The sequence below is a fragment of the Burkholderia theae genome (genome assembly GCF_048565265.1).
Classification (GTDB): Bacteria; Pseudomonadota; Gammaproteobacteria; order Burkholderiales; family Burkholderiaceae; genus Burkholderia; species Burkholderia theae.
In genome coordinates, this window is record NZ_CP183462.1 from 1,743,494 (window position 1) to 1,755,933 (window position 12,440).

The 12,440-nt window shown below is 67.9% G+C and carries 12 protein-coding genes; 4 read left to right on the forward strand and 8 right to left on the reverse strand.

The window, feature by feature from the left end:
- Positions 1–59: 59 nt before the first annotated feature.
- Positions 60–596, reverse strand: coding sequence for a cytochrome b (locus tag ACN22W_RS25330; protein ID WP_048250537.1), 537 nt, complete (start codon positions 594–596; stop codon positions 60–62).
- A gap of 227 nt (positions 597–823) precedes the next feature.
- On the opposite strand from ACN22W_RS25330, the gene ACN22W_RS25335 reads away from it, so the two are divergent.
- Positions 824–1,462 (forward strand): Pr6Pr family membrane protein, encoded by a 639-nt coding sequence (locus ACN22W_RS25335; RefSeq protein ID WP_419687470.1) that lies wholly within the window; start codon positions 824–826, stop codon positions 1,460–1,462.
- A gap of 58 nt (positions 1,463–1,520) precedes the next feature.
- On the opposite strand, the gene ACN22W_RS25340 is transcribed toward ACN22W_RS25335, so the two are convergent.
- On the reverse strand, positions 1,521–2,252 hold the full coding sequence (locus ACN22W_RS25340) for a peptidoglycan DD-metalloendopeptidase family protein (protein WP_129516913.1): 732 nt from the start codon (positions 2,250–2,252) through the stop codon (positions 1,521–1,523).
- A gap of 422 nt (positions 2,253–2,674) precedes the next feature.
- Here ACN22W_RS25340 and ACN22W_RS25345 point away from each other — a divergent pair, with 422 nt between their 5' ends.
- On the forward strand, positions 2,675–2,992 hold the full coding sequence (locus tag ACN22W_RS25345; RefSeq protein ID WP_129516912.1) for a hypothetical protein: 318 nt from the start codon (positions 2,675–2,677) through the stop codon (positions 2,990–2,992).
- 110 nt (positions 2,993–3,102) lie between these two features.
- Here ACN22W_RS25345 and ACN22W_RS25350 read toward each other — a convergent pair whose 3' ends face one another.
- The 5 genes from ACN22W_RS25350 to ACN22W_RS25370 form a co-directional block, all read right to left on the reverse strand.
- Complete coding sequence (locus tag ACN22W_RS25350; protein WP_412024934.1) at positions 3,103–3,447, reverse strand: DUF4148 domain-containing protein; 345 nt, start codon at positions 3,445–3,447, stop codon at positions 3,103–3,105.
- Positions 3,448–3,647: 200 nt separating this feature from the next.
- Positions 3,648–5,060, reverse strand: a complete 1,413-nt coding sequence (gndA, locus tag ACN22W_RS25355) for an NADP-dependent phosphogluconate dehydrogenase (RefSeq protein ID WP_021160879.1) — start codon at positions 5,058–5,060, stop codon at positions 3,648–3,650.
- 97 nt (positions 5,061–5,157) lie between these two features.
- Positions 5,158–5,799: a DUF938 domain-containing protein gene (locus tag ACN22W_RS25360; RefSeq protein ID WP_419687473.1), complete on the reverse strand. Its 642-nt coding sequence runs from the start codon at positions 5,797–5,799 to the stop codon at positions 5,158–5,160.
- On the reverse strand, positions 5,796–6,692 hold the full coding sequence (locus tag ACN22W_RS25365; RefSeq protein ID WP_412024936.1) for an NAD-dependent protein deacetylase: 897 nt from the start codon (positions 6,690–6,692) through the stop codon (positions 5,796–5,798). Before ACN22W_RS25365 ends, ACN22W_RS25360 begins: the two co-directional genes overlap by 4 nt.
- Before the next feature lie 251 nt (positions 6,693–6,943).
- Positions 6,944–7,084: a hypothetical protein gene (locus ACN22W_RS25370; RefSeq protein ID WP_419687474.1), complete on the reverse strand. Its 141-nt coding sequence runs from the start codon at positions 7,082–7,084 to the stop codon at positions 6,944–6,946.
- 710 nt (positions 7,085–7,794) lie between these two features.
- On the opposite strand from ACN22W_RS25370, the gene ACN22W_RS25375 reads away from it, so the two are divergent.
- A complete protein-coding gene (locus ACN22W_RS25375; RefSeq protein ID WP_419687475.1) occupies positions 7,795–8,754 on the forward strand; it encodes an LLM class oxidoreductase in 960 nt (319 codons plus the stop codon).
- A gap of 310 nt (positions 8,755–9,064) precedes the next feature.
- Entirely contained in the window at positions 9,065–11,509 is a 2,445-nt protein-coding gene (locus tag ACN22W_RS25380) for a mechanosensitive ion channel family protein (protein ID WP_419687476.1), read from the forward strand.
- A 26-nt stretch (positions 11,510–11,535) separates the two neighbouring features.
- Here ACN22W_RS25380 and ACN22W_RS25385 read toward each other — a convergent pair whose 3' ends face one another.
- Positions 11,536–12,369, reverse strand: coding sequence for a CerR family C-terminal domain-containing protein (locus ACN22W_RS25385; protein WP_419687477.1), 834 nt, complete (start codon positions 12,367–12,369; stop codon positions 11,536–11,538).
- Positions 12,370–12,440: the final 71 nt, after the last annotated feature.

Below are 12,440 nucleotides of genomic sequence, written 5' to 3' on the forward strand. Positions count from 1 at the left end.
GCATGGTTGTCAACACAACCATGCGCCCTCGCCTGCCGTGCGCGCCCGGAGCGTGGCGATCAGGGTGCCATGCGCCGCAGCACGTCGTCGCGCCGGATGAAATGGTGGTACAGCGCGGCCAGCGCATGCAGGCCGATCACGAAGTAGAACGCGTTGCCGATCAGCTCGTGCGCTTCCTTGATCGTCGGCCGCAGCGCCTTGTCGGGCCCGAACAGCGTGAACGACACGCCGAGCCAGTCGAGCGACACCGGCTTGCCGCCCATATTGATCATCATGATGCCGAGCAGCGGCTGCGCGATGATGAACACGTAGAGCGCGACATGCGCGAGCTTCGAGAGCCAGCGCAGCAGCACCGCCTGCGGAATGGCTTGCGGCACGCGGCTGACCGCCCGCCACAGCACGCGCAGCACCGACAGCACGAGCACGAAGGTGCCTGCGGTGAGGTGCACGTTCATCCAGAACACACGGCTGTCGCTGCCTTTCGGCCCGCGGATCTCGATGGCCAGGTAGGCCAACGCCACCAGCAGGAAGATGACCCAGTGGAAGAAGATCGCGGGCGAGCTGTAGCGCGTCTGTTTCGCGAGGATGTTTCTCATGCTTCGTCTCGTGTTGTATGCGGGGAGGGGCGCATGCCGCAATCGGCTCGGCAGCCCGGCAAAGCTGCCACGATTGTAGCCGCACGGGCGTCCGGTTTTGCGCGGCACGGTCAAATATCGGACGAATCGTCAACGCGCCGCGCGGGGCCTTCATATGGAAAATCCGCATCGCGCCCGGAAACGCCTGTGGCACGATGAAGCTTTGGTGTCAACGTTGCGCGCGCATCATGAGCAAGGCGTTCTTCGTTGCGGCCTACCGGCTGACCGCCGCGTTGCTCGCGGTGTCGACGACGTTGCACAGCATCGCCGGCTACTGGGGCATGCCCGCGTTCGAGCTCGGCAACTTTCTCAGCTATTTCACGCAACTGAGCAGCCTCTATGCGGCCGGGATGCTGGCCGCGGGGCTCTGGCGCATCGCGCGCCCCGGCTCGGCGCGCTACGAATCGATGCGCGGTGCCGCCGTGCTGTACATGCTGATCACCGCGATCGTCTACGAACTCCTGCTCGCGCGGCTCGATGCGCTGCGCCACGTCACGCCCGCGTTCAACAACTGGGTGCTGCACCGGATCGTGCCGCTCGTCATGCTGTGCGACTGGCTGTACGTGGAGCCGCGCTCGCCGATCCCGCGGCGCAGCGCGTTTGCGTGGCTCGGCTTTCCGGTCATCTATCTCGGCTATACGCTGGTGCGCGGCGCGCTGGAGAACTGGTATCCCTACCCGTTCGTCGATCCGCGGCCGCATGGCTACCTGCCGGTCGCGATCCAGTGCTCGCTGATCGCGCTCGGCGCGGCGGCGCTCGCACTGGGCATCTGCTGGCTCGGCAATCGCGCGAGACAGGCCGGCACCGCGGCGTTCAAGGAAGGATGAAGGTGGAAGAAGGCGGGAGCGTGTGCGCCGCCCGGCGCACACGTGGCGACGCGGGTGGTCAGCCGCCGTTGCGCGGCAGGAAGTTCATCGGATCGACGACCTTGCCGTTCTGACGGACTTCGAACTCGAACGTCGAACGGCCGCTTGGGTCGGTGCCCATCTCGGCGACCGGCTGGCCCTGGCGTACCGCGTCGCCTTCGTTGACGAGCAGCTTGCCGTTGTGTCCGTAGGCCGTAATGAGCCCGTTGTCGTGCTTCAGGATCACGAGCGGGCCATAGGCCTTGACGCCGGACCCGGCATAAACCACGCGCCCGTTCGCCGCGGCCCGCACCGAATGGTCGGGCCCGGATGCGGCGATCACGACGCCGCGCGTCTTGCCGGCCGTAAACGGCGTCGCGACGACGCCCGTGGCCGGCCATGCAAGCGAGCCCGGCTGCGCGGCGGCGGACGGCTGCCCGAGCGACGTCGCGGCCGGCGGCGGCGCGACGCGCAGCACCTGGCCGGGCGACACCGCATCGGTGGGCGCCATGTGGTTCCAGCTGGCCACGTCCTGCACGCGCTGCCCGTAGGCGCCCGCGATGCCCGCGAGCGTGTCGCCCGGGTTCACGCGGTAATAGCCGGCGATCACGCCCGGCGTCGCGGCCGACATCGGGGTCGACTGACGCGCCGGTTGCCAGTTGTCGGTCCACGGTGTCAGCGTACAGCCCGACAACGCGACGGCCGCGGCGATGAGCGCCGCCTGCGGCAGCCAGCGCGCGAGCGCATCGTGGATGGGAATAGTTTCTCTCAAGGGTCCTCCCGGATTTGCGTCGTTGCGCCGCCCACCGCCCTCCGGCGCGCGACGCACGATGTCCGGCCGGAGGGCCGGACCAACCAGTATCCGACCGCTCTCGCGGCCGTCAGTTTCCACAGCGGAGTCGGCGCGAACGGGCTCACCGGCCCCTTTTTCACGTCGTTCCGACCGGCAAAGATACCATTTGTGGCGGTCAGGGCCGCGACAAGTGCCTGATCCGGCAACAATCTTGCGGCGCCGCACCTGCGTGCCGGCGGCCCGCAAACCGCGCCGCGCGGGCCGTCCGGCGGCCTGTCGCGGGTCTTCCGCACGCGTCGCCGCCCTCGCCCGCCATCTCGGCCCCGTCACATTCCCCCCTTCGATCGCCGCCTATACTCGGTGATGCGCAGCGCGATCCAACGACAACGAGGAGCATGACGATGAACAACGCGACGTTTCTTTCCGTGCAGCTCAACGCCGACGATTTCGCCGGTTCCAGCGGCCTGGTCGAATTGCTCAACCGGCACCTGCTGTTCGCGACCGACGTCGCCGAGGCGGCCGATGCGCTTGTCCAGCTGGCGAGCGTCGCGCACCTGACGGGTACGCGCCACAGCGTCGAGTTGCCGGTCCTCGCGATCGAGCGGCTGCGCGAGGCGCTCGACACGCTGAGCGGCTACGACGAAACGTGGCTGCAGGTGCTGGAACCGGCCGAAGCGCTGTTCCGGGATATCGGGCGCGGCACGCGCCCGCTGCACTGAGCGCCGGCGCGGTACACGCCACCAATGAAAACAGCCCGTCGTTCCGCTTTGCGGAACGACGGGCTGTTTGTACTACGGGGTCGGATCCGGCCGCCTGGGCGGCCGTCCCATTAACGACCCTTGTAGATCGGTGCGTCGTCAGCGATACGCTTGACTTGCCAGCCGGTCTTTGCAGCAGCCGGAGCACCCGATTCTTGTGCGCCGGCCGGTTGTGCGCCATAGCCGGTCGTGTCGGCGGCGGCGACGTTCTGTTGCGGATTCACACGGGCTTCAGCAGCCTGGATGCCTTCCGGGTAGGTCGTACGGTCGCTGCCCAGCTTGTAACCGGCTTGTTGCACGGCGACCAGTTCGGCCTTCACTTGCGCACGGGTGACGGGCGCGTTCTGTTGGGCGAACGACACGGCGGGAACGGCGAGGACAGCAGCTGCAGCGAACGTTGCGATCAGCGATTTCATGATTACCTCCGGGGATTTTTTTGCTCCGCCGCACACACCATGTCTGCAGCGATGGAACAGAGTTTAGTCCCGACGTCCCCTAGGGAAAACCATGAAAGAGCGAAAACACTGTTTCCCCGGAGCCAACAATGTCGGCATCCGGGATAGAGAAACCCTATTCAAAGAATAGATTTTCGCAACAATGCTGCCCTCGCGGGCGATTACGACCAGTTCGCGTGGAAGCTGCCCGGCTTGTCGGTGCGCTCGAACGTGTGCGCGCCGAAGAAGTCGCGCTGCGCCTGCACCAGGTTCGCCGGCAGCCGCTCGGAACGGTAGCTGTCGAAGTACGCAACCGCCGACGCGAACGCCGGCACCGGCACGCCGGCCTTCACGGCGGCGACCACGACGTCGCGCAGCGACGCCTGGTAATTCGCGGCGATGTCCTTGAAGTACGGATCGAGCAGCAGGTTCGCGAGCGCCGGATCCTTCGCGTACGCGTCCGTGATCTTCTGCAGGAAGCGCGCGCGGATGATGCAGCCCGCACGGAAGATCTTCGCGATCGTCCCGAGATCGAGGTTCCAGCCGTACTCTTCGGACGCCGTGCGCAGTTGCGCGAAGCCCTGCGCGTACGAGATCACCTTGCTCAGGTACAGCGCGCGGCGCACCGCTTCGACAAACGCCGCGCGATCGCCGTCGAACGGCGCGGCGGCCGGGCCCGACAGGATCTTGCTGGCCGCGACGCGCTCGGTCTTCAGCGACGACAGCACGCGCGCGAACACCGATTCGGTGATGAGCGGCAGCGGCACGCCGAGATCCAGCGCGTTCTGGCTCGTCCACTTGCCGGTGCCCTTCTGCGCGGCGCGATCGAGGATCACGTCGACGAGGTGCTTGCCGGTCTCTTCGTCCTTCTTGCCGAAGATCTTCGACGTGATCTCGATCAGGTAGCTGTCGAGCTCGCCCTGGTTCCATTCGGTGTACACCGCGCCGAGCTCGTCGTTGGTCAGGCCCGCGACGTCCTTCAGCACCGAATAGCTTTCGGCGATCAGTTGCATGTCGCCGTATTCGATGCCGTTGTGGACCATCTTCACGTAGTGGCCCGCGCCGTCCGGGCCCATGTACGCGACGCACGGCTCACCGTCCGACGGTGCCTTCGCGGCGATCTGCTTGAGGATCGGCTCGACCAGGTCGTACGCGTCGCGCTGGCCGCCGGGCATGATCGACGGGCCGCGCAGTGCGCCCTCTTCGCCGCCCGACACGCCGGTGCCGATGAAGTGCAGGCCCGATTGCGCGAGCTCCTGGTTGCGGCGGATCGTATCGGTGAAGTGCGTGTTGCCGCCGTCGATCAGCACGTCGCCCTTCTCAAGCAGCGGCTTGAGCGATGCGATCGTCGCGTCGGTCGCTTCGCCTGCCTTGACCATCATCAGGATCCGGCGCGGCGTTTCGAGCGACGCGACGAACTCTTCGAGCGTATAGGTCGGCACCAGATTGCGGCCGGGGAATTCGGCGATCAGTTCGTCGGTTTTCTCGCGGCTGCGGTTATACACCGACACCGCGTAACCGCGGCTCTCGATATTGAGTGCGAGATTGCGGCCCATCACCGCCAGCCCGATCACACCGATTGCTTGTTTGCCCATTAGTCAATTCTCCGGAAAAAACGGGGCGCGACCTGAACCTGGCCGCGCGCACAGGCGAAAGGATAGTGGAAACCCGGCGGCGATGCGCGCTTGCGTGTCATTGCTCCGCGTGCGGAAGCCGCCGGAACACGACGCTCAGGTTGTTCGCCGGCATCTCGACGACCTCGATGCAGTCGAGCCCGCGATCGAGGCCGAGCGCGACGACGGTTTCGAGATCGCGCACGCCCCACGACGGGTCGCGGCTCCGCAACTGCAGGTCGAATGCTTCGTTCGACGGCGCCGTATGCCGGCCTTCGCGGCGATACGGGCCGTACAGGAACAGCACGCCGCCCGGCCGCAGCAGGCGCGACGCGCCCGCGAACAGCGCGTCGGTGCAGGCCCACGGCGAGATGTGAATCATGTTGATGCAGACGATCGCGTCGAGCGCGCCGACCGGCCAGGCTGCGTCGCGCACGTCGAACGCCAGCGGCCCGGCGACGTTCGCGAGGCCCGCGTGCGCGACCCACGCGGCGATCGAGCGCCGCGCCTGCGCATCGGGATCGCTCGGCTGCCAGCGCAGGCCCGGCAGCGCCTGCGCGAAGTGGACGACGTGCTGGCCCGTGCCGCTCGCGATTTCGAGCACGCTGCCGCTCGCCGGCAGCACGTGGCGCAATACGTCGAGGATCGGCCCGCGATTGCGTTCGGCCGCCGGCGCCGACAGCCGTGCGGACGGATCGGGCAAAGGCGTTTGATCGGTCACGATGCGTGCTCCGGTGCATTGCCCGCGAGGCCCAGCCGCGCGGTCAGCGCGTCGAGCGCGGGCGCACAACGCGCCTCGACCTTCAGCGTCAGCATCGGATCGGCGCGCGTGTGGCCGAGATTGAGCGCGGCGACCGGCTTGTGCTGCGCCTGCGCCCACACGCAGAAGCGGTAACCGGAATACACCATCAGCGACGAGCCGACGACGAGCAGCGCGTCGGCCGCATCGAGCGCCTGCGACGCCAGCGCGACACGCTCGCGCGGCACGTTCTCGCCGAAGAACACGACGGCCGGCTTCAGCAGGCCGCCGCACGCGGGACACGCCGGGATGCGGAAGGTGTCGAGCGCGGCCCATTCGAGATGCGCGTCGCCGTCCGCGGCCGGCTCGGCCTGCGCGCCCAGCAGTTCCGGATTGTCGGCCTCGAGCACGGTCTGGATCGCCGCGCGCGCATGATGCGCGCCGCATGCGAGGCACGTCACGCCGTTGATCCCGCCGTGCAGCTCGATCACGTCGCCGCTGCCCGCACGCTGGTGCAGGCCGTCGACGTTCTGCGTGACGAGGCGCTCGATCCGGCCGGCGCCGCCAAGCCGCGCCAGTGCGACGTGCGACCCGTTCGGCTGCGCGCGGCCGACAACGGGCCAGCCGATCATGCTGCGCGCCCAGTAGCGTCGCCGCGCGGCATCGGAGCCGAGGAATTCATGGAGCTGGATCGGCGGCGAGCGCATCCATTGACCGTTACGGTCGCGATAGCCGGGAATGCCGGAATCGGTGCTGATGCCCGCGCCGGTCAGCACGAGCAGGCGCGGATGACGCTCGACGAACGTGTGCAGCGCATCGAGCGCGGCCGGATCGACGCCGGCGGATGAGAGGTCGTGCAGGGCTTTGTCGTTCATGTTGGCAACACGTGATCGGGCGCGCCGGCAGGCCGTGCGCCCGCATGGGCGGCCAGGCACGCCAGCACATCATACAGAACGCCGCGCGATCGGGCCGACGGCCCGCGCGGCCGACCGGCGCACAAAAAAAGACGCCCATCCGCCACTCGGCGATGGGCGCTTCAACAATTGATCCATCGGGGTAGTGGATCAACTGACAGCACAAACTTGCGGCGTCCGTCACGCTGCGACCGGCGAACGCTTCCCCTGAATTACGCATGTTCCGCGATGCCGCGCGCATCGTTGCGTCGCCGGCTTTCCTGCATGATCCGGTTCGGGCTCGCCACGCCGCGGCCATGCGCGGCACGCGAACGAAAACGCCGCGCGACGACTTGCGTTGCGCGCAGCTTCATGACGATCCGGGATCCAGGCCGGGGCCATCCACAAGCGTTCACGGTTCATCCCCGACGGCCGACCGGCACCGGTCGGCCTCGTGCGTCACGCATGCACGTCGTCGTTCAGTACGAACCCGATTGCTCGGATGGAACGGAAAGCCGCGCGCTCACGTCGCCTCGATCAACGGCGAAGCGAATGTCCCGGCAGGTCGGCGATTCATGTTTGCAACACGATACGTTGCGATTCGGTCTCTTTTCATTCTCTTGTCCCCGTCTTCGATACGTCCGACCCACTGAAGCGATCGCCGGCCCCACTGCACCCGCGACCGCGCTCACGGCCCGCACAGATATGCAAGGAGCGCACCATGCTTCATGGCGCAAGGCCGCGCGGGCCGAAACACGGCCGTCGACGCATGTCGCGCACCGGCAAAAAGCGCGAACGTTTCGAAACTGAAACGCACACGGCGGCCCGCCCGGTCGGTGCAGGTTGCCCGAGCCTGCCGCCGTGCGGCTCGCGCACGGCCCGCGCGGGTACCGCGGCGTTGCATCTGCGCGCCGCTGCCAATCGCCTTACAATCGCCCGACAGCGGCCGCCCGCGCACGAACGGCCGCGGGCGCGCGGCCTGGCCCCTTCGCACGGGCCGCCCCGCTCCCGCCTTGCGCAAACACGTTAGCATTCGGACACGCAACGCCGCGCGTTCGCGCTGCACCGCCTCCCAGGATTCGACATGACCACGCCCGCCCCCGCCCGCCCCGACGTCGCGCATCGCGTCTTTTCGGCCGGGCGGCTGTCGATCGGCCTCACGCTGCCGCTGCTTCGCAGCGGCCAGATCATCGCCGACTTCAACGAACAGCTCGAACTCGCGGCGCTGGCCGATACGCTCGGCTTTCGCGCGCTGTGGATTCGCGACGTGCCGCTGAACAGCGCCGACTATCCCGATCCGGTCGGCCACCTCGACCCGTGGGTGCTGCTCGGCGCATTGGCGTCGCGCACACGCCGGATCGCGCTCGCCAGCGGCGCGATCGTGCTGCCGCTGCGTCATCCGCTGCATATCGCGAAAGGCGCGCTGTCGGTCGCGACGCTGTCGGGCGGACGCTTCATCCTCGGGCTCGGCTCCGGCGACCGGCCGCCCGAATATGCGGCGTTCGGTGTCGACGCGGAAACGCGGCGCGACCGGTACCGCGCACACTGGGACGTCGTCGCGGCCGCGCTCGGCATGCCGTCTCGCGTGCTGCCCGACGACGCACCGCCCGACGCGCCCGAATTCACGCTGCTGCCGCGCGGCGACGGCACAGTGCCGATGCTCGCGGTCGGCTCGGGCGGACAGAGCGTCGACTGGATCGCACGGCACTCGATCGGCTGGATGACGTATCACCGCGATCCGGACACGCAGCGCGCCCGCTATTCGATGTGGCGCGCGGCGGTCGACCGGCTCGCGTCGCCGGCCTTTCGCGCGTTCGGCGTATCGATGCGGCTCGACCTCGCCGCGCAGCCCGATACGCCGGCCACCGCATTGCCGCTCGGCTATGCAACCGGGCGCCATGCCTTGGTCGACATCCTGCACGGCATGCGCGCGGCGGGCACGCATCACGTCACGCTGAATCCGGGATCGGACCGGCCCGTGCGCGAAGTCATCGAGGAACTCGCGGAGCACGTGCTGCCGGTTTTTCACGACGGGCAGGCGTGATTCGTCAGGAATCCGAATTCATATGGCGCGGCGCACGCGTCGTTACAACCCCCTTACGATCCGGCAAGCAGGACGTTCCCACATATCGGGTCGTCTACAGTCTGCTGTCAGACACTTCCATGACAGAACGCGCAGCCGGATTCGCGGCGATGCGATGCTTGAACGACTCGCAAACGCCCGCGCCGCCTCGCGTATGCCCGATTCGAATACTCATCGAAGGAACTATTCGGTTCCGATCGCGATCATGTTAACTTCCGTCCATCGTTCAGCTCGGCGGGCCGCGCGCCGATGCGCGCCCGCATGCCCACTCATGCGACATTTCCTCCTCGGCTGGCTGCTGGCCGCCGTCGTCTCGGCCGCGCACGCGGCCGCTCCCGCCCCGGCCGCCGCTTCAGCCGCCTCCGGCACCGCGCCCGCGCTGACGCCGCAACAGGCGCAGCAGGCACTCACCGTGCTCGAAAACCCGCGCGAGCGCGCGCAGGTCGAAACGACGCTGCGTGCGATCGCGGCCGTCGGCGTATTGAGCGCGCCCGCGGTCGCTGCCAGCGAAACGGCCGCGGCCAGCGGCGCGTCGGCTGCCGCCGCCCCGAGCGCCCTCACGTCGAACGGGCTCGCGTCGATGCTCGTCCGCCAGGGGTCGCGCTGGACCATCGAAGTCGGCGGCGCGCTGAAGGCATCGCTGCGCTCGCTGCTCGATGTCGGGTCGGTCGGAAGCTGGTGGCATGACAGGCTGGTGCGCGCCGACGCGCGCGCGGATTTCATGCACGCGATCTTCCTCATCGTCGCGGTGCTCTTGCCTGCGCTCCTCGTCGAATGGTTCGCGAAGCGGCTGCTGCGACGCGCGCTGGCCACGGTGGCCGCACGGCGCGCCGACGCGTCGCGCCGCACCGCGGCCGACTCCGTCACGCCCGACGATGACAACGCATCACCACCGGATGCCTCCGCCCCGCCCGACGCCGCGCCCGCATCGTCGCAAGGTCTCGGCCATGCGCAGCGTCAAACCACGCTGCTGCACCGGATGCCGCGCGCGCTCGTCAGCCTCGTGCTGCGCGCGGTGCCGCTGCTCGTGTTCGTCGGCGTCGCGAGCCTGACGATGTCGGTGATCGGCGATGCAGGCACGCCGATCGAATCCGCGCTCGAGGCATTGATCGACATCTACGTGATCTGCCGGCTCGTCACGATCGTCAGCCGGCTGTTCTTCCAGCCCGATGCACGGCAATTGCGGCTGCTGCATATCAGCGATGCATGGGCCGACTTCGCGCAACGCTCGATCGCGCGGATCGTGATCGTGGTCGGCGCGTGCACGGCCGCGGTCGAGATCGCCGCGAACTTCGGCCTCAGCGAGGCCGGTCACGTCGCGCTGCTGAAAGCGGTCGCGCTCGTCGGGCACGTGATGATCTCGGCGCTGATCCTTCAGTGCCGCCGGCCGGTCGCCGCACGGATCCGCGCGGCCGGCGCGGACCGGCCGACCTTCGCGGTGGTCGGCAACGCGCTCGCGGACGCATGGGCACCCGTGTCGGTATTCATCGTGATGGCACTGTGGTTCGTGTGGGCACTCGACGTCCACAACGGCTACCGCGTGCTGATCACGCTCGGCGGCCGCTCGATCGCGGTGATGATCGGCATGCGGATGGTATCGATCGTCGTGTTCGGCGCGCTTGCGCGGCTGTTCCAGGGCCGCGACGAAGACCGCACGCTCGTCCACCTGCACGCGTACCGCTACTACCCGCTGCTGCGCCAGATCGTGTCGGGCGCGATCGGCATCGTGACCGTCGTGCTGCTGCTGCAGATCTGGGGCGTGCCGATCTTCCGCGCGTTCGAAACCGGCACGATCGGCCACCGGCTCGCGTCGGCGCTGATGACGATCGCGATCGCTGCCATCGTCGCGCTCGTCGTATGGGAAGCCGCGAACATTGCGATCGAGCGCCGTCTGCAGCGCTGGACGCGCGAAGGCAATCTGGTGCGCGCGGCGCGCTTGCGCACGCTGCTGCCGATGCTGCGCTCGCTGCTGTTCGTGATGATCGCGCTCGTCGTCGTGCTGACGGGCCTCAGCGAGCTCGGCGTGAACATCGGCCCGCTGCTTGCCGGCGCCAGCATCTTCGGCGTCGCACTCGGTTTCGGCTCGCAGAAGCTCGTGCAGGATTTCATCACCGGGATCTTCCTGCTGATGGAAAACGCGATGCAGGTCGGCGACTGGGTCACGCTCGCCGGCGTGTCGGGCACGGTCGAGTACCTGTCGATCCGCACCGTGCGGCTGCGCGGCGGCGACGGTTCGCTGTACACGATCCCGTTCAGCTCGGTGACGACCGTCAACAACACGAATCGCGGGCTCGGCAACGCGGCCGTCAAGGTCAGCATCGCCTATGGCGAGGACATCGATCGCGCGATCGCGACGCTGAAGGAGATCGGCGCCGCATTGCGCGACGATCCGAAATACCACGACGGCATCCTGTCGGACTTCAGCTACTGGGGCATCGACCAGGTCGACGGCGCGGCGCTCGCGCTGGCCGGACAGATGCAGTGCACGGACTCGACGCGCTGGAGCGTGCAGCGTGAATTCAACCGGCGCATCGCGGAAACCTTCCGCGAGCGCGGCATCCGGATCGCCAATCCGCAGCGCAGCGTTGTCGCGTACGCGGATGGATCGCGGCCGGCCGGCATGGACGAAAACGGCAGCCATGACGGCAACGGCAATGCCGCCGCAACAGCGCCCCGGCCGCCGTCAAACGACGAGCCGGCGCGCAAGCCGAACTGACTGGACGGGTTAACGACCCGTCGCGCTCAACGCGCGGCGGGCTTGGTCACGCGCCGCGTGTTTTTCGCCGCGGAGGTTGAGGCATCCGGCTTCGTCGTGCGTTTCGCCGCGGCACGCGGCTTCCGCTTCGCGGCAGGCTCCGGATCGGTGGCAGACGCATCGCGCTGCGCATGCCATTGTTCGAGCAGCACGCGCGTCTGGTCGGCGATCGTCTCGATCAGCAGCGCCGCGCGCTCGCCATTGAACGCATCCCATTCGAGCACCTGCAGCGCGGAACGCTCCGCGATGTGGAACACCGTGATCTGCCCGTACAGGCTCATCGCGCGCAAGCGCGTGACGGGATCGTCGGCCGGCCGCCCCGAGATGCGGCCGATCAGCTCGGCGCTCACGTCGTTGAGCGGCTTGCGCATGCGCTTCATCAGGATTTCGCTCGCGCTCGCCGGCTCCTGGCCGACCTGCTCGCGCGCGAAGAACAACCGTTGGTTCATCGTCTTCGGCGCCGTGAACATCCGGTCCGACAACGCGCGCAACAGCCCGACGAACGCGTCGATCAGCACGTCGACGTCCGCGTCCGCGTCGAGCATCGCCCACGCATGGCCGACCGACGGCGCGAACACCTCCCAGCCGTTCTCGGCGATCGTCTCCACGCACGCGCGGTAAACGCCTTCCTTGTTCTCGAAGTAGTACTGGAGCGCCGGTGCGTTCACGCCGGCCATCGCGGCGATCTCGCGCGTCGATGCGCCCGCGAACCCGCGTTCGCCGAACAGTTCGATCGCCGCCTCGATGATCCGCTGGCGCGTTTCGTCGCCGCGCGCGTAGCCGCACGCCGACGTGCGACGCAGCTTCTTCGCTTCGTTCATGCATTCCTCGTCATTCGATCGATCGACATTCTACTTGACACAATTCTAGCAACTGGAATAATTCTTCCACT

What these genes read in the sequence shown, in the direction of transcription:
- ACN22W_RS25370 (WP_419687474.1), bottom strand. Translation starts at nt 7,084, where the DNA reads ATGAAGCTGCGCGCAACGCAAGTCGTCGCGCGGCGTTTTCGTTCGCGT.
- ACN22W_RS25385 (WP_419687477.1), bottom strand. Translation starts at nt 12,369, where the DNA reads ATGAACGAAGCGAAGAAGCTGCGTCGCACGTCGGCGTGCGGCTACGCG.
- ACN22W_RS25345 (WP_129516912.1), top strand. Translation starts at nt 2,675, where the DNA reads ATGAACAACGCGACGTTTCTTTCCGTGCAGCTCAACGCCGACGATTTC.
- ACN22W_RS25350 (WP_412024934.1), bottom strand. Translation starts at nt 3,447, where the DNA reads ATGAAATCGCTGATCGCAACGTTCGCTGCAGCTGCTGTCCTCGCCGTT.
- ACN22W_RS25380 (WP_419687476.1), top strand. Translation starts at nt 9,065, where the DNA reads ATGCGACATTTCCTCCTCGGCTGGCTGCTGGCCGCCGTCGTCTCGGCC.
- ACN22W_RS25330 (WP_048250537.1), bottom strand. Translation starts at nt 596, where the DNA reads ATGAGAAACATCCTCGCGAAACAGACGCGCTACAGCTCGCCCGCGATC.
- ACN22W_RS25365 (WP_412024936.1), bottom strand. Translation starts at nt 6,692, where the DNA reads ATGAACGACAAAGCCCTGCACGACCTCTCATCCGCCGGCGTCGATCCG.
- gndA (WP_021160879.1), bottom strand. Translation starts at nt 5,060, where the DNA reads ATGGGCAAACAAGCAATCGGTGTGATCGGGCTGGCGGTGATGGGCCGC.
- ACN22W_RS25375 (WP_419687475.1), top strand. Translation starts at nt 7,795, where the DNA reads ATGACCACGCCCGCCCCCGCCCGCCCCGACGTCGCGCATCGCGTCTTT.
- ACN22W_RS25335 (WP_419687470.1), top strand. Translation starts at nt 824, where the DNA reads ATGAGCAAGGCGTTCTTCGTTGCGGCCTACCGGCTGACCGCCGCGTTG.